We start from the raw sequence: 22,871 nt of genomic DNA on the forward strand, positions 1-22,871 counted from the left end.
GCACGTGAGCGGGTCAGAGCCTGTCGTACAACGCCCGCAGCTCGGCAACAGCCCGGCTGACCTCGGCCTCGTTGGACCCGTCGGCTCGGAAGACCTTGCGCAGGATCAGCGGGTCCAGGTCGTCCATCGCCGGCGCCGACGTCGGTTTCGGAAGAGCCGGCAGTCTGGCGTCGTCCCCGAACCAGTCGCCGGAATCGAGTTCGTCGTCGCCGTCACCGACGCCCTCGATCAGCTGATCCAAATCGACGCCGCGGAGCGTCAGAATTGTCGCGGCGGACGCATCGACGTGTTCGGCGGCGATGTACATCAACGCAGCCGCATGTTTGCACGGCCAACCGTCGTCGGGGCAGGTGCAGTCGAAGTCCAGCTGACCGCGGTCGTGCGGAAGAAGAATCGACGCCAGTGCCTGTGGGATCGAGTTGGACGCCAGTTCGGCCAACATTCCTGGGTTGGATGCGACGCGGCTCATCAGCGCCGAGATCTGACCGTCGGTCAGCGGATCGACGGTGATCGACGCCGAGAACGGTTCCAGCTGGCTGCCCTGAACCTCGCCGTAGATCTGGCCGCGTTCGACACCGAGATTGAGCACCTGGCCCTGTCGCGCGTACGTCCGGCCACGGGCGATTCTGCCCGGATCGGCCAGGTCCTCCATGGCGGTGACGAAGTGCCTCCCCCACCAGGTCTGGCCGAATGCACCGCGCTTGTTGCGGGACTCGATGCCGCCCTTGGCTTTCCGACGCTTGCCGTACTGACTGAAGTCGACCATCACTCACCTACCGCGTCTTCGCTGAGACGGAACAGTTCGTGCAGTTCTGCGGTATCCATCTCGGTCACCCAGTTCTCGCCGGTGCCGACGGCGAGATTCGCGAGGTCTTGTTTGGAGTGCAACATCGAATCGATGCGCTCCTCGACCGTTCCGACACAGAGCAGCTTCTGCACCGAGACGTTCTTGCGCTGGCCGATCCGGAAGGCGCGGTCGGTCGCTTGGTTCTCGACCGCCGGATTCCACCAGCGGTCGAGGTGCACGACGTGGTTGGCCGCGGTGAGGTTCAACCCGGTTCCACCTGCCTTGAGCGAGAGCATCATGATCGGTGGGCCGCCGTCGGCTTGGAAGGCCTCCACCATCGCATCACGCTTCGATTTGGTGACGCCGCCGTGCAGGAACGGCACGGCGGTGCCGAACCTTTCCGCGAAGTACGGCGCGACGATGTCGCCGAACTCCCGAAACTGCGTGAACAGCAACGCTTTCTCGTTCTCCCCGAGGATCGAATCGAGCATGTCCTCGACGAGGCCGATCTTTCCGGAGCGATGGTGCCCGCGCTTGAGCACCGGCGAGCCGTCCGACAGGAAGTGCGCTGGATGGTTGCACACCTGTTTCAGCCTCGTCAGCGCAGACAGCACGGCGCCCTTGCGCTTCATCCCCTTGGCGTCGGCGATCTGGGCCATCATCTCGTCGACGACGGCCTTGTACAGGCCCGCCTGCTCGGCGGTGAGGTTCGAGCGCACCGTCATCTCGTTTTTCTCCGGAAGATCGGAGATGACGGCGGGATCGGTCTTGACCCGTCGGAGAATGAACGGAGAGGTGATGGCGCGCAGGCGTGTCACCGCGTTCTCGTCTTTCTCGCGTTCGATGGGAACGGAGAAGCGCTTGCGGAAATCCGTTGGTCTGCCCAGCATTCCAGGGTTGGCGAAGTCGAGGATCGAGCGGAGCTCGTCCAGTCGGTTCTCGACGGGAGTTCCGGTGAGGGCGATCTTGTGCTCGGCCGGAATGGCGAGAGCCGCCTTCGCCTGCCCCGTACCCGAGTTCTTGATGTGCTGCGCTTCGTCGAGCACGACCCGACGCCACGTCCGCTCCGCCAACTGCGCCCGATCGCGCGCCATCAGTGCATACGTCGTCACGACGAGATCGTGCGCGGAAATGGCGTCTCGAAGTTCGTCACCGCTCAACCGCGCCGCACCGTGGTGAACCATCACGCGTAGGCCGGGGGTGAACTTCGCGGCTTCGCGCTGCCAGTTTCCGACGACCGACATCGGCGCCACCAGAAGCGTCGGCGTCGTACTCCGTTCGTGCGCGAGCAAGGTGAGGACCTGCAGAGTCTTGCCGAGCCCCATGTCGTCGGCGAGTACCGCTCCGAGTCCCAGCCTGCTCATGAACGCCAGCCACTCCACACCACGCTGCTGGTACGGCCGCAGGGTTGCGTTCACGCCCGGTGGAAGCGGAATCGGCTCCGGGCTCGCTCCCGGCTCGAGCAGCGCCTTCGCCCATCCCGTCGCCCGGATGTCCTGAACGGACGCCGGAGGCGGATCGGCAAGGGTCATCTCGCGCATCAGCTTGCCGAGCGGGGTCCCGTCGCCGTGGTGCTCGGCGACGTATTTGGCGGCGCGGGCGAGTTGACCACCGTCGGCGAGCACCCACTGCCCGCGCAGACGCACCAGGTCACCCTTGGACACGGCCAGGCGATTCATCTCGGCCTCGGTGAGGACCATGTCGCCGAGCTGAAGTTGCCAGTCGTAGGAGACCAGTTCCTCCATGCCGACGGCTCGGTCGGCGGCGGCCTTGGTCACCGCGGGTGATTCCACCCGCAAGCGCATCGACGGATCCAGCCGCGTCCATGCCCGGGGCAGCAGCACCGTCGTTCCTGTCGCCTGCAGTGCCGTCGCACCGTGCTCGACAAGATCGATCACCACCGACGTGGGCAGCAGGAGATCCAGCGTGCCGTCCTCCGACGGCAGATCCCGCAGCCGCGGGTACGCCGCCACGGCCTCGCCGAGCTTGCGCACGGCTGTGGAGAGCAGGGTCGCGTCGACGCGGCGGTTCATCGGAACCGGCACGGGCGCTTCGCCGTCGGCGCGCAGACACACCTGCAAGGTCCAGAACGCTTCGCCGAAATCCGCAGAATCTTCGGGCTCGTCGTCGGTGGGTTCGAGCAATCGCAGTACCAGCGACGGCTCGTCGACGGTGAGGGTTTCCCGCCACTTCTCCAGCAGAGTCGACGCCTGCTGAGTGCCTTCCACGTAGGGGTCGTCCAGAACGAGGGCCGACAGCAGCGGGTGTTCCGGAAAGGGTCTGCCCAGCACCGACCTGACGATGGGATCGGTCAGCTCGGCCAGCATGTCGTCCAGGATTGCCTTGGGTCTGTGGGCCGCACGCTGCACGGACGGCATGGCCGCGGCGAGTTCGCTGGCCCAGGCCCGTTGGCGCTCCCCGCCCACCAGACGCCACCTCGGCCACCACGTCCCTTCCAGTCGGACGAGCGAGGGTACGACTCTGCCTGCGCGCGCCCACCGCTCGATGCCGTGCGCGACGTGCGCCAGATACTGCAGATCACCTGCGATCAGCGGATGCGGCGTGATCCTGAGCAGCAGGTCGGCTGCATTGAACGGCACGAGCGCGATCGCGGGAACGCTGGCCGTCGGGGGCCGCCCCCCGTCGGTCGGCGGGAACGTGACCTCGACTCGGTGACGAAACGGTCTGCCGAGTACCTGCGCGAGCGCGGCAGGTAGAGCGGGCTCCGTACCGGTGGTGACCTCGTCGTCCCACAGCGCCAACCCGCTGCCGGGAGACCAGAGACCGTGAAGCACTCGTCCATCCAACCAGGGTGCTCGGTTACGGATGGGCGTGGTGTGCCGGTTGCCGCACCGTGCGCGGGGTCCGTGCGACGCCGACGGGCGAGAAATGGCACACCTCGCCCACCGACTACCGGACATTTGGCACAGTGGATGAATGATCGCTTATGGGTTCAGTGAGTACGGAGGTCCCGAAACCGAGTATTTCCTCGACGTGCCGATTCCAGACCCCGGACAGGGACAGGTGCTGGTAGCGGTGCATGCAGCCGGGGTGAACCCTGCCGATTGGAAGGTGCGGGCCGGCAACCGCAAGGACACCGTACAAACGTCCCTACCGGCAGTTCTCGGCCGTGAGGTGTCCGGCACGGTGGTTCAGGTCGGTACTCATGTGGACGGTTTCTCGGTGGGCGATCGAGTGTTCGGATCCACCGCGGCCGGTCACGGCGGGTACGCGCAGTACACGGTGCTGAACGCGTCCAGCGCCGCACACAAGCCCGATGCCGTGACGTTCGCCGCCGCCGCCACGCTGCCGGTTGCGGCAGGTACGGCCTACGACGGTGTCGACCAGCTGGGCCTCGCGAGCGGTTCGACGTTGCTGGTACTCGGCGCGGGCGGCGGGGTCGGTTCCGCCGTGCTGCAGATAGCCAAGGCGCGCGGTCTGAACACGATCGGCGTGGCCGGCACGGGCAAGCAGGAGTGGGTGGCCGGCCTCGGGGCTCGTTTCGTCCCCTCCGGCGAGCACTTCGCCGACGCCGTGGACACCGTGGTGGACGGCATCTTCGATCTCGTCGGCGGGGACACATTGAAATCGGCGGTATCGCTGACCAAGCCCGACGCACCTGTCGTCAGCGTCGCGGATCCCGTGCTCGCGACGTCCCTGGGCGGGTCGGGCGTGCACCGCAGGCGAACCACGGAGGCGTACGAGGCCGTGGCCGACCTGGTGGCCACCGGTGTGCTGACACCTCGGATCGACCAGACCTTCCCGCTCGAGCGGGCAGGTGAAGCGCTCGCGACGGTGGAGAGCGGCCACGCAACCGGCAAGGTGATCATCGAAGTCGGCTGAGCAATCACTGTCGGTGGGGTGCGGCACAATCGTGTCCGGATAGACCGAGTACGACGATTGGGCGTGTGTGAAGAAGCTGCGTGTGGCGCTGCTGTTGCTGGTGGCCGCTCTGGCCATGACTGCATTCGGGTCCTGCGACAGAGCGTCGATTCCAGGTTTTTCGCCGCCTCCCCCGGCGCCGGGTAGTCCCACACGAGTGCAGATCGAGGATCTACTTGCACGGGTTCAGGTGGTCGCGGACAGGCCCGACAACCCGGGATACGAGCGGGGCTGCAAAAGCGGGGAGGGCTGCGTGTTCGGTCCGGCGTGGACCGACGATTACGACGGGCCCGGCGGTCACGACGGCTGCGGTACCCGCGACAACGTCCTGGCGCGTTCCCTCACCGAGGTGACGTTCCGCGACGGGACTCGGAACTGCGTGGTCACGTCGGGGGTTCTCGCGGACCCGTACTCCGGTGAGTCCGTCGAATTCGTCAAGGCCGACGCAGGCAAGATCCAGATCGACCACGTCTACCCACTGTCCGCGGCCTGGGACATGGGCGCGAACGCATGGACACCGGACAAGCGAGTCCAGTTCGCCAACGACATCGACTTCAACCTCCTTGCCGTGAACGGGCCCGACAATCAGTCGAAGAGCGACTCCACTCCAGCGCAGTGGCTACCACCCAACGCCGCGTACCGATGCTTCTACGCGGGCAAGTACCTGTCCGTCGCGGCGCAGTACTCGCTGCCGATCACACAGGCGGACCAGCGCGCGCTCTCGTCGGTGGCGCAGAACTGCTGAGAGTAAAGTCCGAACGATGTCCTCGCGCAGCTTCCTCGACCGTGAAACACAACTGTGCATGTCGCTCTCCGGTCGCCCGAGCAACATCGGTACCCGTTTTCACAATTACCTCTACGACGAACTCGATCTGAACTTCGTCTACAAAGCCTTCACGACGACGGATCTCGCTGCCGCGATCGGAGGCGTCCGCGCTCTCGGAATCCGAGGGTGCGCAATCTCGATGCCGTTCAAGGAAGACGTCATCGCATCGATCGACGTGATGCACGATTCCGCGAGCGCCATCGAATCGGTCAACACCATCGTCAACGAGAACGGCATACTGCACGCGTACAACACCGATTATCAGGCAGTCGCGAATCTGCTTGCGTCATCAGGCTTCTCCACCGACTACACGGTTTCGGTGACCGGTAGCGGAGGAATGGCCAAAGCGGTCGTTGCAGCACTTCGTGATTCGGGATTCACCCGAGGCACCGTCGTCGCCCGTAACGAGGTCACCGGTCCGGCTCTGGCCGCCGCCTACGGATACGAGTGGTCTGCCCGCACCGTCCAGGCCGACCTGCTCGTCAACGTCACCCCCGTCGGAATGGCGGGCGGCCCCGACGCCGATGCCTCGCCATACTCCGACGAGCAGATCCACGGTGCCCACGCAGTGTTCGACGTAGTCGCCATGCCGTCGGAAACGCCGTTGATCGTGAAAGCCCGGGCCGCAAACAAGCCCGTCATCACGGGCGCACAAGTGATCGCGCTGCAGGCAGCCGAGCAGTTCGTCCTCTACACCGGCATCCGGCCAACGGACGAGCAAATCCAGCGGGCGTCGGAGTTTTCGCGGAGCTAGCCCGAAGACCGTGCAGGATTATCCAAAGGACAGTTTGCGCACCGCCAACTGACGATGACCAAGGAGGGCCAGTGCAGACTGGTCACGGCGTGGAGATCAGTCGCCAGACATAAGGCAGATTTACCAGCGGAGCGCAGAGGGCCATCGCGCACGGCATCAGGGTCGGCCCTTCTTTCCTTGCTCACGGTATGGACCCCATGGCGACGATTCCGCCGACCAAGCTGGCCAGTGGCGCTCCGCTATGGGACGGTCGAGACACGAAACGGACGGAGGCCACGAGTGTCTCCGTATCCCGAGTTACTGCACACTGTCATCGACACGACCGATACTCGCGCACTTGCCGAGTTCTACCGGCAACTCTCGAGCTTGAGGCACCGAGCAGGCGACGAGCCGTCCGAAACCCCCGAATCGCAGCCGGGGTGGTTGGTGCTTGTGGACGCGAGCGGCGTCCGAAAATTAGCGTTCCAGCGCGTCGACTTGTTGCCGAGAATTACGTGGCCTGCGCACGACATTCCGATGCAGATACACCTCGACTTCACCGTGCGCAACGCCGCTGAACTGCAACGACAGCGTCAGCGCGCCGAGTCACTCGGCTCACAGGTGATGTTCGATCGCACCGACGACGCCGAGGAGCCGCTCTATGTCTTCGCTGATCCATCAGGTCATCCGTTCTGCATATTTGTCGCGTGAACTCTGCGTTGCCGTCATGCCCCGGGGCGCTGGACATGCGCTGCACCGGCCTGGTCGACTGGTCACCCCCGGTCCCACCATCAATCTCCGAACCGAATCTGCTACGAAGCAGACTCAATACGCGCGTCGTCCGGGGAATCTGGTAGCTCGCCACCGACTAGCCTCATCGACGATAGGGAGGCCGAACCCCAACACCGGTGATGCAGGGGCCAGCTGACCTCACGCGCACCCGAGCTCTCGCAGGTCGCCAAACCCGCAGTCGGTCTCAGAAGCATCAGCACTCCTCTCCGGCCAACCTCTCGCGGAGGAACAGGAGGCGCAACCAATGAGACGTGGGCGTTCGCGCCTAGCGTGCCTAGACGTTCCTGAGAACCGGCGTCAGGTATCGGATCAGGGCAGTTTTGAGTTCGGTTACGAGTTCCTTCTTCCTGGCGATTTTCTTCTCTGCTGCAATGACGGGCATCATCCCGCGCGCGATCTGCAACGCGACCAACGTATGGAGCCGGAGACGCTTGGTGCTCAGGGCCGGGGCCAGCGCAGCGAGTGCCTGTTCGACCCGTGCGGCGAGTTCGTTCTGTAGCGGCACCACCGCTGCATACAACGCAGGCTGAGTGTCCGCACGCGAGAACAACTGCAAGAAAGCAGGATTGGCGGCGTTGAAGGCAACCATGTTGTCCACGGCCCGATCGACGAACTCCTCCAAAGTCTCGCCACTGCCATCCGGCGGTGGGTGCACCGCGGCCGACTGCGCCGCAGTCAGATCGACAACATACCGTTCCGCCAAGGCTTCGGCGATCTGCTCTTTGTTTCGAAAAAATTGATACAGCGACCCCGGCGAGATACCCGACCTGGCTGCAATCGCGTTCGTGGTTGCCGCATCGAACCCGACCTCACCGAACAACTCTTCGGCTCCATCCAGAATCGCCGACATACGTTTCAGGCCGCGTTCCTGACGCTTGGGGGTATCGGCGGTAGCCGACGGTCGAGCACTGTTCACCTGATCTCCGAATCTTCCCATGGACAAGACGAGTAACCACTCGTATTGTTTAACGCGAGCAACCGCTCGCATTCACGGTAGCAGGGGGATCTGCGATGCCCACACGATTCGTCACAACCCGCCCCGGACTGACCTTGGCATTGGCATTGGCCGGGATCCTGTTCGTCGTGCTGACCGCCGTCGCGGCTGGAGCCATGAACGCACTGTCACTGAACCGATTCGAGGCCACAAACGCCCCCTCGGCATCGGCCGAAGCTGTATTGAAGATGCTCTGTCGACGGGAACGCCCAACATCGCCGTTCTGGTGACGCCGACCGGTGGTGGGCTCGACAGCGCCGATGTCGCGCGCGCCGGACTGAACCTGACCACCCTGGTCGGTGACTTTCCCGGCGTCGGTAACGCGTGGTCGTACTGGACCGAGAACGTGCCGACTCTCGCCGCGAACGACGGGAGCTCCGCGCTGATACTGGCGTGGGCGCCGGGCGACGCCACCCACGTGCGCCAAGAAGTCCTGCCGGCGTTGGAAGAGGCACTGGAATCGGCACCACTGCAGTCCGTCGAACTGGCCCTCGGCGGTAGCGATCAAGTCTTCCGTGCGGTCGCCGAACAATCACGCACCGACTTCCTGCGCGCCGAAATGATCATCGCACCGCTGGTCGTCTTGTTGCTGTGGGCGGTAGTGCGACGCCTACGCCTGGCGGGTGCCGTCTTCGCTACCGGACTGTTCTCCGTGGTCGGCACACTTGCAATCCTTCGAATTGTCACCCTCGTCACCGAGGTATCGACCTTCGCCGCGAACATCGCCCTCGTCATGGGCATCGCACTCGGCGTCGATTACAGCCTGTTTCTGATCTACCGATTCCGCGAGGAGGCCCGGCGCACCACGGACAAACGCGAAGCAGTCCAGCGTGCGACTACCGCAGCGGGGCGCACGATCATGTTCTCGGGTGCGACGGTCGCCGCATCCCTTGCTGTGCTGTTGGTCTTTCCGTTCCCGTTCCTGGCGTCCTTCGCCTACGCCGGAATAGCCGTCGTCATCACCGCCGTCGCCGCGGCAACGCTGGTCCTTCCTGCAGCTCTGGTACTCCTCGGACCGCGCGCATTACGACGCACCGAACGACCCGGTCACGAGCAGGACGGTAGCCCGGTGTGGCGACGGATCACCGAAGCGACGACCGGCCGGCCGGTCGTGTTCGCGGTCATTGGTGTCGTCGTGCTCGTTTTACTCGGCGCCCCGATCCTCGGTGCCCGATTCGGTGCCCCCGACGACCGGATCCTGCCGCAGTCGGTACCGGTGCGCGCACTCTACGACACCATCCGTGACGACTATGCCAGCGAAGACGCCGACGCAGTCCTTGTCGCAGCATCGAACACCGGCCCGGATCGGATCGCCCGATACGCCAGCGACCTGGCGGCACTGCCCGAAGTTCTGCGCGTCGACGGACCAATGGGCAGCATCGACTCGAGCGGAACCATCACCCCGGCCCCAGACACTGCCGTTCGCTTCGAGGACGATGGATCCTCCACCTATCTGTCGGTAGTCCCCACCCGCGAATCGCTCGACGACCGAGCTGGTTTCGTCGAAGCCGTCCGTTCCGTGGACGCACCGGCGGGGGTATTGATCGGGGGATCGCCCGCGATGCTCGACGACTACACAAGCGGAGTCACCGCCCGACTACCGCTCGTCGCCGTGCTCATCGCCGTGATCACGTTCGGGATCCTGTTCCTGATGACCGGATCGATCATCGCGCCGATCAAGGCCACCGCGCTGAACTTACTGTCGCTGACAGTCATGTTCGGAGTCCTTGTGTGGGGATTCCAGAACGGCAACCTCGCGGGGTTGCTTGGCTTCACACCGACCGGTGCGATCGAGCCCAGCATCCCGATCCTCATGTTCTGCATCGCCTACGGATTGTCGATGGACTACGAAGTGTTCCTGCTGTCGAGAATCAAAGAAGAATTCGACCGCACCGGAGACAACCGCCGCTCCATCATCGACGGCATCTCACGCTCTGCTCCCGTCGTCACCGCAGCAGCGCTGATCCTGGCCGTCTCGTTCGCCACCTACGCCACCTCCGGAGTGACGTTCCTGCAGCAACTCGGAATCGGCATGGCACTGGCAGTACTCGTCGACGCCACCATCATCCGCGCCCTCCTCGTCCCGGCAATCATGCAACTGACCGGACGCTGGAACTGGTGGGCACCAGGCCCACTCGCACGCCTGCACAAGCGAATCGGAATCACCGAGTCCCCGAACGTGCCCGACCGCGACTTCCACCACGAACCCAAGACCTACGCCTGACCTACCAGCACCACCACACCACCGACCAGCATCGTCACACTCGGATGGAGTATCGCCATGCCCGAACACATACCGTTGCATCCCATCACCCATGCCGTTGCCGCCGTCATCGTCGCACTCATGTCCGCTGCCCTGATGATCGGAGCGCCCGGACGTTCTACCGCTCAGCCGGCCCCGCCCAACGTCGTGGACGTCCCTGTGTCCTTCACCGTTCGCAACGTCAACGACACTGCGGTGCCGTGCTCGGCAGACGGTCGAACCTCCACCGTACGAGGTCATCTCACGGCTCCTGCCGCCGGGATCGGGTCCGCTGTCACTCTCTACGAACACGGCATTGCAGCAGGCGAATGGTACTGACGCCTGCCTGTACCTGGCTACCACCACAGCTACGTGATGGCGGCCAGGGGCCAGACCTCCCTCACCATCGACAGGCTCGGCTACGACTCCTCCGACTCCCCGGCTGGCGGTGCTATGTGCGTCGGGTCCCAAGCGACAATGGCGCACCAGATCGTTCAAGCCCTGCGAAGCAGGACTACCAGTGGAACGCTCCCGGCTCGGCACCGACGTTCGACCACATCACGCTCGCCGGACAGTCCAACGGCGGCCAGATCGTCCAGGTCGAAGCCTTCACATTCAACGACATCGACGCTCTCGTCGTCATGGACTGGGCAGACCGAGGCCTCACCCCCGAAGCCTACGTTCGCTTCTTCGCTACCACAGCCCGATGTCTGGCCGGCGGGTCTCCATCGGAACGCAACACCGAAGTAAGCGGATACACCTTCTACGACCAAGGGCGAACCGAATTCGTCACAGGAAATTACACAGACACCGAACAGCACGTCATCGACGCCGCTGCGCCATTTCAAAACCAGCACCCTTGTGGCGACATGCTGTCGCAAGGACCCGCAATTGCTGTGGACTTGCTCAATCTATCGAAAATCACGATTCCGATACTCGGTTTAAACGGGGATGACGACGCGCGCGTGCAATACGGAACCGAACATATTCGGTCATTCACAGGGACCCCCGACAAATACAGCGTGACAGTACCGAACGCCGGGCACTACATGGGCCATGCAAAGGACTACGTGCTCGAACACGCCCGCCAGTACGGGCAGCGGCTGTCGGTGTTCTCCGGCTGCATCTTCGCCTCCGACGATCCGGTGTACCGGGGTGTGGCGATCCCGCGGCGGTTCTTCAAAATTGCTGCTTGGCAACAGGATGTGGCTTTTGCAGCGACGGGGCACGTCCTCGATCAGACGCAGTCGCTGGGTCCGATCCTCGAACGTCCCGCCCGCGCCGACACTGCTACTCCCCCACTCGGTCCGTGTCGAACCTTCCAGGTCCCCATCGAAGACATTGCAGATGCAACAGGGCTGTCGATAGACCGACTCGTCACCGCGGACCGGTACGCCCTGCAGTCTGCCGCACGGCTCGAACAGCAGCGATGGACCGAACTGTCGTCCTACGCTGACATCGTTGTGTAGTGCAGTAGCCGACTGCAGTCTTGGTTGACCTACTTGACTTGACCTGATTGACCTCAGTATCGTGGGTGACATGAGCACACCGCTGCAGGACCTCGTCGCCGCCGAGCTCGCCGCCAGCGGCCTCGACCAGACCGAACTCAACCCGAGTGATGTCGCGTATGTCGAGAACGGGATCCGCAGCGTGCTCTCCGGGCTGAAGGCACGCCGTGCGTGGGAAAATCATATCGGCGCGATCCTCACCCACAAGCAAGTCCTGGACGTGACCGGGTGGACGAAACAAGCCCTGAGCCAAGCAGTCCGCGATCATCGAGTGCTGCGACTGGTCGCCGCAGACGGGTCGGTGGGCTACTCGGTGACAGGGTTCGACGACAACACCCCTGCCCGGCCGATCCTCGGAATCAAGGACGTCCTGCGGGTGTGGGCGAGTGCTGATACGGGCGGGTGGATGGCTGCGTCGTGGTTGATGACCGAACAACCCGAACTCGGCGGACGCACCCCGCGGCAGGCGCTGCTCGACGGTGACGGACCGTCCGTCGCTGATCTTGCGCGCGCGGCGACCGAGCATCTCGCCGCGTGAGCGCTCCGCGTACCGCACTGCACCTACTCGCCCCTCCCCCACCGGATCACCTCCGCGATCGATTCCCCGCCTTCACAGTCCAGGCCGGCACGGAGGTATTTCGCTGCCACAGCGCAACTCGCGGGCCGTTGTGGTTCGCGAACGGCGGCCACGGACGCTTCGACCTCGCCGACGAGAATGGCACCTGCTACGCCGCCGAGTCCGAACAGATCACCCTCCTCGAAACATGGGGAGGGATGCGGGTCGTCCCGAGCAGCGAACTCACCGCACGCGCAGTCAGCCGGTTGGAGATTGTCGACACGCGGCCGCTCGCGGATCTGACATCGAACGCGGCAGCGCAATTCGGAGTCACCGCAGAGATATTCAGCACCGGGAACTACCAGCTGACGCAGCTGTGGGCATCCGCCCTTCGCAGCGCAGGCTACGCCGGGATCCGGTACTGGGCGCGGCACGACCTCGCACATATGAATGCCTGCCTGGCTCTTTTCGGCACCGCTGGCGCATCATCGAGCGAAGTTTCAGGGAACTACGCGGTGACCGAGACCGACACTCTCTCTGAACGAGCAGACCTGATCGACGCGCTACAACGCAACACCGGCATCACCATTCTCTCGGTGCCGCCGTCTCTCTGACGCGGACAGTCAAGGTTCGGGGATCGCGATAGGAGCTGCTGGCGGCCGCCCGTTCATTCAAACGATATACAGGCGATCGGCCGGAGTCATTGGACCAACCGACAGCCTCGGACGACGAGCACACTGCGTGAACGACCACTTTCACACCGTCAACAGATCTTGACGAACGCAGACTTCAGCAATCACGCAGCTCTTCCGTCGAGGTAGTGTTGCGCGCTTGGCGGGCACAACGACGCTCAAATGCGAGGCGTGGGCCGTGGTTACTCGTCCCAGACCCCGTCAGTCCATTTCGTGCGCGTGATCATCGACGGACCACCGCGGCTGTCTGCCCGGACGTACTCGAGCCGCTGTTGTCGTTCGCTTTCGATCAGTCGGTCGGCGACCGAGGCGGGTATCTTTGATACGTAGCGAAGGGCGAACCGGTTGAACCACGTCGTGAGCTCGCGGCGCCGTTCCAGTGGGGTTCGAGGCCAAAGGGTGTTTGCGACAGTGACGGCGTTTCGATCGATTCGTTGCCAGGCGTGAGTTGCGGACCGGGCGTGTTCGAGGTCGCTACGCAATTGTTCGGACGCGGTCGCTCGGCGTCCGGGGAAGAGTGTTCCAACCGGCTCGTGCTGGCGCAGTTCCTCCATAATGAGGTGCCGCCACCGTGCGACCCCTTCTGGTGCGCCGTGGCCGGGCACGCCGATTACTGCGGCTGGGGTGATCACAGTCGAGGCGGACTCGCGCATTTCTGTTCGTACGGCTGGCAACTTTCCGGTTTGCGAAGCCATGACGACTTCGGCGTCCGGGTTGAATTCGTGCACCATTTGCGCGGCGTCGATGGCACTCTGACACATCCCCAGTACGAGAACCCGTCGGGCTCGCTCGAGTTCGGCCACGTGTCGAGGCGTGTCGTACGCGCCCCACAGCAGACGATTGGAAAACGGCCTGACGTCGGAGAGTGTGCTCGGACGGGTGTAGTCCCGTGCAGATGACAGCCTCGCCAACTGGGAAGGTCTCGCCGCTGTCGGTGACGATCGTGATTCCTGACGCGCTCGATTCGATCGTGTGGGCCGATGCAGGAACGTGGTCGAACACCCCATGGGACTGTGCCTGCGTGACAGCGCGATCGAAGTAGGCCGCGAGGTAGGCGAGGAACAGTCCGCGAGGTAGATACGAGTGTTCGCTGATTTCGTCCGAGGCAACTCCCCACCGTGCGGTGTGGGTGGGGTTGCGTCGCAACCATTCGAGAAAGTGTCCGGGGTCGTGCGGAATCACGGAGTTGACGCCAACACTTGTGTTGCACAGTAGATATTCTTCGTCCCTGTCGAACGCGATGCCCGACGCCGGTATTCGCGGATCGATGATGAGGATCCGATCGATACCCTCCCATTCGCAATGCGCCAGTTGTACGACGAGTGCTGTCCCGGCTGCACCACACCCGACGATAGCCAATGATCCCATTTCCCCCCTGGTCGATGACTCGATGGTCGATGCGCGTCAGGTGCGCATCACTGCTGGTGTATCTCGTCCGGCCATCCATCCGCACAACGTCAGCGGGATCATGACCGTGAGCAGCGCGAGCAACGGGATCGTCCAGGATCCGGTCGCCCCGTGTATCGCCCCGGCCGTCACCGGTCCGAGTGCGGCGATGAGATACCCGATCGATTGCGCCATGGTCGACAGGCTCGTCGCCGTGCATGTGTTAGGGGCGCGAAGATTGATCAGGGTCAGGGCGAGCGAAAGTTGGCCTCCCTGACCGAGTCCGAGCAGAATCGCCCACACCACCGCCAGACCGGCGCTCCCGACGAGAACGCCGATCAATCCGGCGAAGGACAAGGCGACAACGGCAACCGCGAGCGCGCTCTGGCGACGGAGACGGGCTGCAACCATAGGAACGGTCAGCGCCGTTACGATGCTCGATATCGTCGGAGACCATCATCGGTCGGCGCTTACGCTCCTGCAGCGCACGGTGCAGCGACCACAGCAACGTCGACTTTCCGTGCCCGGCTTCACCGACCACTATCTGCGGGGTCACGCCCGGTAGCTCGAGCCGGTCGAGCAGCGCGGGTTCGATGCCGCGCGGGACGTACCAATGCTGATCGGCATGGCTGTCGAGCGGTTGGGCAGCAATGCTCTCGACGAGCCGATCCGACAGGCGCGTCAGCCGGTCCCAGTGATTGGAGCGAAGGAATCCGTGGTGGATGTAACCGCCCACCGCACCTGGCGGGCGCGGGACGATCTCGCTCACCGGTTCGGTGCTGCGACGCCCGGCAGCATCACCCGCAACACTGCGTCGACGACATCGGTGGCGGCCTCGTTCGGGCGGGTCAGGCATCGGAAGAGGACATTGTTGGTGAGCATGATCGCTACTTCCATCACGGGGGCATCGGCGGTGAATACCGCTGCCTCTCGTCCGCGTTCGAGAATCGGCACGACGGCCGAGGGGAGGTAGAGGTTTTCCAGGACTGTGGTGACTGTGCTGGGCTGCTGGAATTGTTCGAAACTGAGCGCCAACAGCATTCCCGAACTCATGGCTCGGTTGCCGATCACGAACTCCCCGATCGCGGTCAGGGTGCGGCGCAGCGCGACGAGGGGTTCGACCGCTAGTTTTTCGTCGGCTCGCCGGAGCCGGAGCACCCGGTCGAACTCGGGTTTGAGCGCAGCGACGATGATGTCGATCTTGCTAGGGAACAGTCGAATCAGATCATCGAGGCGGATCCGTGCGGCGCGGGCGATGTCGGCGAGGGTGACCAGGAAGTATCCGTGGTCGACGAAGAGGGTTTCGGTCGCTGAGATGACTTCGGCTTCGACGTCGCCGAGCATCGGATCGAGGGCGATGTCCGCCGCCACAGCGTCCGCGTCGGGGATCGACCGATCCGAATGCACCGGGTCGATCGCCCATCGCATAATCGATTCGGTAGCGGCGCCGACATCACCAGCGTCGATGGTGTCGGGTGTGAGCATCTCGCGTAGGGCCAGTCCGTCGAGGAGCGATCCCAGAATGGTCGAGAGCATCGTCAACGACAGTGGCTGCCGGACAGAACCGCCGCGTGCCTGCACGGCATCTCCGACCAACGTCCGGAAGTCGGTATCGAAGCGTTCGAAGTCGGGCACCACTGCTTTGCGGGCGCCGTCGTGGTCGCCGGCGAGAAGTACCGCGAGCATCCGCCGACGCATCAGGCCGGAGGTCATGTCGCCGAACACGCCGCTGACCTGCTCTGCGCGCGCAGATGCCGACCGGTGCCCGTCCGCGGACCCCGCGGCGGAGGGGAATCCGACGTACCCGATGGTGATGTTCTCGAGCAGGTCCTCGACGAACGCTTCCTTGCCGCCTGTGCCGCCGGCGCGGGAACTACCGGGGTAGGTGTTGTGGAAAGTTTGCTGCGACAGGCCGGCCTCGTCGACGACCGCCGAAATCGACAGAGCACGCACCATGTCGGTCATGTCGAGTCTGCCGAGAAGACGCGAGCCAGCCTGCAGCAGTTGCTCCCGAGGGGTCGGCTTCGAACTCATCTGGTAACCACCTCGATCGAGCGAACATGGACATCGAACTATAACCAATCGGCCGCTCCGACCGCAGAATGTAGTTCGAACTACACCTGAATGTAGCCGATACCCAAATATGGGCATTGATATCGAGAGCGATTGTGTTGCAGTCGATCTGGAGACATGTTGAGATTGCGAAAAGCTTCAATCACCAGCTGCCTCGTGGCCCGTACAACGGACGCACGCGGCCGCATAGCGCTCTCGGACAACCCGCTCAACAACGGATCCTGGGTGCGCTTGTCCTCGACGCCGCAGTCGCCGATCCGCATCCCCAGTCGCCCCGTCAATGACGCGGTGCCCCGTTCGTGATGTCGACTCATGTCAAATTTGAGAGGTAACGATCATGGTTCTCACCGCTCCCCCGCCGCCGTCAGGCATTCGGCCGGTCACGCCCGGCCGCACCCACTCGCTTCGGTCGCCGCTGCGGACCCGGATCGTTCCCACCGCCGCACCGACCGCCCCTGGCCCGCAGGCGCAATACCACTCTGCGGCCACCCGCGCCGTTGTTCCCGGCCGCCCCGCGTATGCGAACGCCTTATTAAGCAGCAGAGAAATAGACGTTCTTCGGGCCTGGCTGTACTGCGACTCGAAGATCGGCGTCGCTGCGACCCTGCACATCGCGCTGGGAACGGTCAACACTCACCTGACCCGTATCCGAATCAAATACAGCGCGGTCGGACGGCCCGCCCCCACCAAAGCCGCGCTCGTCGCCCGCGCGCTGCAAGATGGAATCGTCGCGCTCGACGACCTCTGACGACCACCTCGCACCGGCGTGAGGAGCGCCCCTCGACCGCCAGCGCATAGGGGAGACGGCGTCGGTCAGTACAGTTTACGTAGGCAACGTCTGAATGCTTACGGGTGACTGTGCGCGGCAGGGATTGGTTTGTCAGAAATCAGCTCTGGAAACGACAGCCCCCACTGGGATGTCAGCGGTCGAAATCAGTTATTTTTCAGACGGTTTAAGTAGGTGACAGCACAGTCGAACCCGCGGCATGGCTCATCGAAACCATGCATGCCAGCGCGACGGCGGTGTTGCCCCGCCGTCGCATCCAGGTCGGCTCAGTCGCAGACCGCTTTGGCTGCATCCTCCGCGGTTGCGAGGGAACCGGTTTCGTATTCTCCGATTGCCGCGACCTTTGCCGCTGATGCCGATGTCGGGTCGAAGGTGTAGCCCAGCCATTCCTTTGCCAGGCGACGCGCGAGCTCGATTCCGATGACACGCTGGCCCATGCACAGCACCTGGGCATCGTTGCTGAGTACGGCACGCTCGACCGAGAAGCTGTCGTGTGCCGTGACGGCCCTGATACCGGGAACCTTGTTGGCGCTGATGGCCACTCCGAGACCGGTGCCGCACACCAGCAGCGCACGGTCGGCCGACCCGTCGGCGATCATGCGTGCCGCGGTGACGGCCACGTGCGGGTAGGCGGTGTGCTCGTCGGTTCCGACGCCCACGTCGGCGACCGATTCGACTCGGTCGTCCTTCTCCAGATCGGCCAACAGTGCTTGCTTGTACTGCAGTCCGGCGTCGTCGCATCCGACGACGATTCTCAGCTTGCTCATGATCTACGTTCCTTGCTTCGTGAAGAGTTCGGCGACGGTGGCGACGCACATGCTGAGCGACACCGCGCCCGCGTCGGGGGTCCCGACGCTTTTCTCGGCCAGGGGACGTGCTCGTCCCACCTTCGGACGGAGTTCCGCGGTGCGCTCCGCAGCGTCACCCGCCACGTTCACTGCGTCGGACCATGCAGTCCGCCAGTCACTTCCGCCGGCAACGGCTTTCTCGACGGCGCCGACGAACGGGTCGAGAGCGTCGAGCATTGTCTTGTCTCCCAGCGATGCACCACCCAGGGATGTCAGGGCGTCGTACCCTGCTCGCAGTGCTTCGGCGACGGCCGCGTCGTCCGGTACGCCGTTGTTGCCCAGTCTGTTTCCGATGGCTGTCAGTGCGGCACCCCACAACACTCCGGATGTTCCACCTGCTTTCGCTGCCCATGCCGAGCCCGCGGCCGCGAGCACCGATCCGGTGCCGCCGTCTCGGTTGACGGCATCGTCCGCGGCATCACGTGCAGCAGCCGTCCCCTTCACCATTCCTCGGCCGTGGTCGCCGTCTCCCGCGACGGCGTCGATGCGGCCGAGTTCGTCCTCCGCAGCAGCCATTCGCTCCGCCAGGGCTTCGAGGGACGATGCCACGAACCGAGCGCACTCCCGCGAATGTTCTTCGGACTCCGGCATTACCGCGGACGCAGCCTCGGCCACGTCGTCGGCCGACCGACGCTCCCCGGTATCTGCCGCGACGACTCCCTTGCGATAGGCAGGAGTGTCCGCCGGCGCGGTCCAGAACCTCTCGAGTTCGTCGTCGAGCCACATGACGGTGAGCGAGCAGCCTGCCATGTCGAGGCTCGTGACGAGTTCCCCCACTTCCGGGTCGACGACGGTGTATCCATGCTCGCGCAGTCGACGCGACACCGTCTGCCACACGACGAACAGTTCCTCGTACTTGGTTCGGCCGAGCCCGTTGAGGATCACCGCGATGCGCTCTCCGCTGCCTTCGGGCTTCTCGGCGAGCACGCCATCGACGAGCAGGTCCGCAAGCTCGGCGGCCGTCGGCATGTCGTGGGAGGACACCCCGGGCTCTCCGTGAATACCGAGACCGAGATCCATCGTCCCCTTCGCCACCGTGAACAGTGGGTCCCGGGCACCGGGCATCGTGCAGCCGTCGAAGGCGACGCCCAGCGTGCGGGTGGCGTCGTTCGCAGCGATTCCGACCCGCTCGACACCGTCCAGGTCGTATCCCTCGTCGGCAGCGGCCGACGCGCACCGGAACACCGTGAAATCACCGGCGATCCCGCGCCTCTTGGCGATCTGATCCTTTGGTGCGCTGGCGATGTCGTCGGTGACCGCGAGGTACCGGGCGTCGATTCCCTCGGCGCGCAGCTTCTGCACCGCGAGACCGAAGTTCATGACGTCGCCCGCGTAGTTGCCCGTCGTCAGCAGCACTCCCCCGCCGCGCTCGACTGCACGAGCCACCGACGCGGCGTCGTCGGCCGATGGCGAGGTGAAGATGTTTCCCACCACGGCACCGTCGGCGAATCCACGACCCACCACTCCGCAGAACGCCGGATAGTGTCCGGACCCGCCGCCGACGACAACCGTGGCCTTGCCCTCGGGTGTCGCCGTCGCACGCACCACCCCACCGGGGACACCGACGACGTACCGCGAGTTGGCGTCGAGGAATCCGTCGAGCATGTCTTCCATGAACGACGCTGGGTCGTTGAAAAGCCTTGTCATGACTGGTCCTATCGGAGTCTGAGACCGGATTCGCGGTCGAACAGGTAGATGCGTTCGGCCGGAGCGGAGAGCGCGCATCGATCGTGGCTGCGGTAGCTTTCGCGTGCGGGGGTCTGCACCAGAAGTTCGCCGCCGCCTGCGACGGAAATTTTCGCCTGGCCGAACTCCATCAGGTGCTCGAAGTAGTCCACCGACGCAGCGATCTGTCCGTCACCGGCCACACCCGCGACGATCGACGCGTCCTGCGGGCGGATACCGACCTTGACGGATGTGCCGTCGGAGACATCGGTGACGTCCACCGACAGTGTGCCGTCCCCGATTTCGACGACACTGGACGTTCCCGAACGACGGACGACACCGTCGAGAACGTTGATCTGCGGCTCGCCGACGAACCCTGCGACGAACAGATTGGCTGGATCGTCGAACACTTCGTCGGGAGTGCCGAACTGCTGGATGACTCCGCCGTCCATCACCGCCAAGCGGTCCGCGAGGCTGAGCGCCTCGACCTGGTCGTGAGTGACGACGATCGTGGTGTACCCGAACTCGCGCTGCAACATCTTGAGTTCGCGTCGAACTCGTTGGCGTGCAGAGGCATCAAGGTGCGAGAGCGGCTCGTCGAGGAGCAGCACCGGAGGGTTCCGAACGAGGGCCCGCGCCAATGCGACGCGCTGCTTCTGGCCACTCGACAGTCCTGCCGGACGCAGCTCGAGTAGATCCTCCATCTCGAGCCTGCGAGCGATGGAGTTCACGAGCTCGTCGGCACCCTTGACCTTGCGTGCCTTCAACCCGTACGCGAGGTTCTCACGAATGGACAGCGGCGGGTACAGCGCGTAACTCTCGAATCCGACCCCGACCTCACGTTTTCCGGGCGGAAGGTCCGTGATGGTCCTGTCGCCGATGCGGATCTCTCCACTCGTGACCGTCTCCAGGCCCGCGATCATCCGCAGAGTCGTGGTCTTGCCGCATCCGGACGGGCCGAGGAGCGCAATCAGTTCACCGGGCTCGATGGTGAGATCGATGCCCTTGACGGCCTTGAATTCTTCCCGCCCACGCGACGAGTAGGTCTTGACCAGGTTGTCGAGCGTCAGGCTCTGCGCGACGGTCGTGGTGTGTACGGCAGTCATCTACTGCTCCTTGCTGTCTGCCGCGCCCAGGCGACGAGTTTCGACGTCCGACGCCCCGTCGGTGCCGTCGAAGATGTGGATGTCCGACGCGTCGACCGACACGGTCACCGTCGCACCTTCGGTGATGTGACGTCCGCCCTTCGACAACGCGATGAGAGTGGTTCCGCCGAGATCGACGGACACCTCGACGTCGCGTCCGAGACGTTCGGCGAGTACGACGGTGCCCTCGAAGTTCACCTTCCCCGGCTGCGTCGACGCCTGCGCGAGCACGTCGACGTCGCAGGGCCGAATGCCGATGCGCGCGTTGTCCCCTCTCGACAGCATTGCCGGAGCGGACACCTCGATGCTGCTTCCCAGCACGCGCAGCGATCCGTCGTCGACGGTTGCGTCGTAGAGGTTGATCTCGGGCTGACCGAGGGCCTTGGCGACGAACGTGTCCGCCGGTGTACGCCAGATGTTCTCGGGAGTGTCCACCTGGACCACACGCCCCTCGCGGAGGATCGCGATGCGATCTCCCAGGGCGAGGGCTTCCTGATAATCGTGGGTGACATAGACGGTGGTGGTCTTGGACATCTCACCCAACTGCCTCAGTTCGACGCGCATAGCCGCGCGAAGCTTCGCGTCGAGGTGCGAGAGGGGCTCGTCCAGCAGGTAGACGTCCGCCGGACGGACCAGCACGCGACCGAGCGCGACACGCTGACGTTGACCGTTGGACAGCTCGCGTGGGAAACGCTTCAGCAGGTGGTCGATGCCGAGAGTCGTCGTCACGGACTTGATGCGTTCGGTCTGCTCGGCTTCGGTGTACTTGCCGGTGCGTCCGGACTTCAGCGGCGATGCCAGGTTCTCCGACACGGTCTTCTGCGGGTACAACGCGTAGCTCTCGAACGCCATCGCGACGTTGCGGTGGTACGGCTCGACAGCTGTCATGTCCGTGCCACCGATGTGGACGGCACCGTCGTCGACCTCGACCAGTCCTGCAATGGACTTGAGCGTCGTGGTCTTGCCAGCCCCCGATGGACCGAGGATGACGAAGAACTCGCCGTCCGCGATGTCGAGATCGAGTCCGTCGATTCCGATCTTCTTGCCGTACTTCTTGCTGAGTCCTTTGACTGCAAGCTGTGCCATCTAGGATTTCACCGCCCCGAACGAGAGACCGCGGACCAGGTAGCGCTGAATGGTGAGCGCCAGGATCAGCGGTGGGAGTGCTGCGATGACTGCTGCCGCCGCAGTGAGGTTGTAGTAGGCCTGTCCGCCACCACCGAGGTACTTGGTGATCGCGACGGTGACCGTGCTGGCGTTGCTGTCGGACAGGATGAGCGGGAAGACGTAGTTGTTCCACGCGAAGATGAAGGCCAGCAATGCAGCTGCAGCGATGCCCGGGCGCACCAACGGAAGAGCGACCATGACGAACGCCCGCGAGCGGGTGTACCCGTCGAGAAGCGCGGCCTGTTCCAGATCCTCCGGCAGATCCTGAAAGTAGGACCGCAGGATCCAGACGACGAGCGGCATGGTGACCAACTGCAGCACCCAGATCATGCCGACCTTGGTGTCGAACAACCCGATCTGGTTGTAGATGACGAACAGCGGAACGATGACCATCAGCTCGGGCGCGAATCGGAACGAGAGCATCTGGAACATCAGATCGTTGCTGCCCTTGTATTGCCAGCGACCCGCCGCGTAGGCAGCGGGGATGCCGATGACGAGCGAGACGATGACCGCGCCGCCGCAGTTGATGAGGCTGGTCAGCAGAGACGACGTGAAATCGACGCTGGTGAGGTCGGTTCCGCGCTGGCTGAGCACGGTTCCGAAGTTCTCGAACGTCGGCGTGAAGGAGAAGTACGTGCTCGTCTGCTCGGCGTCGGACTTCAGCGCCAGCAACACCATCCACACGATGGGGAACAGCGAGAACACGAACCACACCAGCAGTACGACGTCCGCGGCGACCGAGGCCGGGGTGAACCGACGCTGCCCTGGAAGCAATTCCTTTGCCATGA

At 64.1% G+C, this 22,871-nt stretch carries 22 protein-coding genes; 11 read left to right on the forward strand and 11 right to left on the reverse strand.

The window, feature by feature from the left end; translation table 11 throughout:
- Window positions 1-13 precede the first annotated feature (13 nt).
- Window positions 14-766, reverse strand: a complete 753-nt coding sequence (locus ACFULT_RS25615; RefSeq protein WP_020113146.1) for an SWIM zinc finger family protein — start codon at window positions 764-766, stop codon at window positions 14-16.
- Complete coding sequence (locus tag ACFULT_RS25620) at window positions 766-3,582, reverse strand: DEAD/DEAH box helicase (protein ID WP_378482892.1); 2,817 nt, start codon at window positions 3,580-3,582, stop codon at window positions 766-768. Before ACFULT_RS25620 ends, ACFULT_RS25615 begins: the two co-directional genes overlap by 1 nt.
- Window positions 3,583-3,724: 142 nt before the next feature.
- Here ACFULT_RS25620 and ACFULT_RS25625 point away from each other — a divergent pair, with 142 nt between their 5' ends.
- From ACFULT_RS25625 to ACFULT_RS25640, 4 genes are all read left to right on the forward strand, one after another.
- On the forward strand, window positions 3,725-4,630 hold the full coding sequence (locus ACFULT_RS25625; protein ID WP_378482893.1) for an NADP-dependent oxidoreductase: 906 nt from the start codon (window positions 3,725-3,727) through the stop codon (window positions 4,628-4,630).
- A gap of 115 nt (window positions 4,631-4,745) precedes the next feature.
- Window positions 4,746-5,414 carry an HNH endonuclease family protein gene (locus ACFULT_RS25630; protein WP_378482923.1) on the forward strand — a complete coding sequence of 223 codons (669 nt, stop codon included), beginning with the start codon at window positions 4,746-4,748 and terminating at the stop codon, window positions 5,412-5,414.
- 16 nt (window positions 5,415-5,430) lie between these two features.
- Window positions 5,431-6,249, forward strand: coding sequence for a shikimate 5-dehydrogenase (locus tag ACFULT_RS25635; RefSeq protein ID WP_378482894.1), 819 nt, complete (start codon window positions 5,431-5,433; stop codon window positions 6,247-6,249).
- A 279-nt stretch (window positions 6,250-6,528) separates the two neighbouring features.
- Window positions 6,529-6,939, forward strand: a complete 411-nt coding sequence (locus ACFULT_RS25640; protein WP_378482895.1) for a VOC family protein — start codon at window positions 6,529-6,531, stop codon at window positions 6,937-6,939.
- 355 nt (window positions 6,940-7,294) lie between these two features.
- Here ACFULT_RS25640 and ACFULT_RS25645 read toward each other — a convergent pair whose 3' ends face one another.
- Window positions 7,295-7,936: a TetR/AcrR family transcriptional regulator gene (locus ACFULT_RS25645; protein WP_378482896.1), complete on the reverse strand. Its 642-nt coding sequence runs from the start codon at window positions 7,934-7,936 to the stop codon at window positions 7,295-7,297.
- A 95-nt stretch (window positions 7,937-8,031) separates the two neighbouring features.
- On the opposite strand from ACFULT_RS25645, the gene ACFULT_RS25650 reads away from it, so the two are divergent.
- From ACFULT_RS25650 to ACFULT_RS25675, 6 genes are all read left to right on the forward strand, one after another.
- Window positions 8,032-8,244, forward strand: a complete 213-nt coding sequence (locus ACFULT_RS25650; protein WP_378482897.1) for a hypothetical protein — start codon at window positions 8,032-8,034, stop codon at window positions 8,242-8,244.
- The gene (locus ACFULT_RS25655; RefSeq protein ID WP_378482898.1) at window positions 8,241-10,238 is read left to right on the forward strand and encodes an MMPL family transporter; all 1,998 of its coding nucleotides are present in this window, start codon (window positions 8,241-8,243) and stop codon (window positions 10,236-10,238) included. The genes ACFULT_RS25650 and ACFULT_RS25655 overlap by 4 nt, the downstream gene beginning before the upstream one ends.
- Window positions 10,239-10,295: 57 nt before the next feature.
- Window positions 10,296-10,595 (forward strand): hypothetical protein, encoded by a 300-nt coding sequence (locus ACFULT_RS25660; RefSeq protein ID WP_094720986.1) that lies wholly within the window; start codon window positions 10,296-10,298, stop codon window positions 10,593-10,595.
- A 683-nt stretch (window positions 10,596-11,278) separates the two neighbouring features.
- Window positions 11,279-11,725 carry a DNA/RNA non-specific endonuclease gene (locus ACFULT_RS25665; protein ID WP_378482899.1) on the forward strand — a complete coding sequence of 149 codons (447 nt, stop codon included), beginning with the start codon at window positions 11,279-11,281 and terminating at the stop codon, window positions 11,723-11,725.
- Between the two features lie 70 nt (window positions 11,726-11,795).
- The gene (locus tag ACFULT_RS25670; RefSeq protein WP_037104602.1) at window positions 11,796-12,302 is read left to right on the forward strand and encodes a hypothetical protein; all 507 of its coding nucleotides are present in this window, start codon (window positions 11,796-11,798) and stop codon (window positions 12,300-12,302) included.
- Complete coding sequence (locus tag ACFULT_RS25675) at window positions 12,299-12,934, forward strand: RES family NAD+ phosphorylase (protein ID WP_378482900.1); 636 nt, start codon at window positions 12,299-12,301, stop codon at window positions 12,932-12,934. Before ACFULT_RS25670 ends, ACFULT_RS25675 begins: the two co-directional genes overlap by 4 nt.
- Window positions 12,935-13,486: 552 nt before the next feature.
- Here the strand turns inward: ACFULT_RS25675 and ACFULT_RS25680 are convergent.
- From ACFULT_RS25680 to ACFULT_RS25690, 3 genes are all read right to left on the reverse strand, one after another.
- Window positions 13,487-14,380, reverse strand: coding sequence for an FAD/NAD(P)-binding protein (locus ACFULT_RS25680; protein ID WP_378482901.1), 894 nt, complete (start codon window positions 14,378-14,380; stop codon window positions 13,487-13,489).
- Window positions 14,381-14,416: 36 nt separating this feature from the next.
- On the reverse strand, window positions 14,417-14,809 hold the full coding sequence (locus ACFULT_RS25685) for a hypothetical protein (protein WP_378482902.1): 393 nt from the start codon (window positions 14,807-14,809) through the stop codon (window positions 14,417-14,419).
- A gap of 354 nt (window positions 14,810-15,163) precedes the next feature.
- Window positions 15,164-16,432: a TetR/AcrR family transcriptional regulator gene (locus ACFULT_RS25690; protein WP_094720984.1), complete on the reverse strand. Its 1,269-nt coding sequence runs from the start codon at window positions 16,430-16,432 to the stop codon at window positions 15,164-15,166.
- A gap of 376 nt (window positions 16,433-16,808) precedes the next feature.
- Here ACFULT_RS25690 and ACFULT_RS25695 point away from each other — a divergent pair, with 376 nt between their 5' ends.
- A complete protein-coding gene (locus ACFULT_RS25695; RefSeq protein ID WP_378482903.1) occupies window positions 16,809-17,219 on the forward strand; it encodes a LuxR C-terminal-related transcriptional regulator in 411 nt (136 codons plus the stop codon).
- A gap of 305 nt (window positions 17,220-17,524) precedes the next feature.
- Here ACFULT_RS25695 and ACFULT_RS25700 read toward each other — a convergent pair whose 3' ends face one another.
- Genes ACFULT_RS25700 through ACFULT_RS25720 form a run of 5 tightly spaced genes read right to left on the reverse strand, consistent with a single transcriptional unit; the run spans window position 17,525 to window position 22,869 of the window.
- Complete coding sequence (locus ACFULT_RS25700; RefSeq protein ID WP_094627377.1) at window positions 17,525-18,025, reverse strand: ribose-5-phosphate isomerase; 501 nt, start codon at window positions 18,023-18,025, stop codon at window positions 17,525-17,527.
- A gap of 3 nt (window positions 18,026-18,028) precedes the next feature.
- Window positions 18,029-19,753 carry a dihydroxyacetone kinase family protein gene (locus tag ACFULT_RS25705; RefSeq protein ID WP_378482904.1) on the reverse strand — a complete coding sequence of 575 codons (1,725 nt, stop codon included), beginning with the start codon at window positions 19,751-19,753 and terminating at the stop codon, window positions 18,029-18,031.
- Window positions 19,754-19,761: 8 nt separating this feature from the next.
- On the reverse strand, window positions 19,762-20,877 hold the full coding sequence (locus ACFULT_RS25710) for an ABC transporter ATP-binding protein (protein WP_094720981.1): 1,116 nt from the start codon (window positions 20,875-20,877) through the stop codon (window positions 19,762-19,764).
- Window positions 20,878-22,002 (reverse strand): ABC transporter ATP-binding protein, encoded by a 1,125-nt coding sequence (locus ACFULT_RS25715; protein WP_019667190.1) that lies wholly within the window; start codon window positions 22,000-22,002, stop codon window positions 20,878-20,880. It abuts the gene before it with no gap.
- Window positions 22,003-22,869: a carbohydrate ABC transporter permease gene (locus tag ACFULT_RS25720; RefSeq protein WP_019667189.1), complete on the reverse strand. Its 867-nt coding sequence runs from the start codon at window positions 22,867-22,869 to the stop codon at window positions 22,003-22,005. It abuts the gene before it with no gap.
- Window positions 22,870-22,871 lie beyond the last annotated feature (2 nt).

The sequence above is a fragment of the Rhodococcus sp. NPDC057297 genome (assembly GCF_042667435.1).
Lineage (GTDB): Bacteria > Actinomycetota > Actinomycetes > Mycobacteriales > Mycobacteriaceae > Rhodococcoides.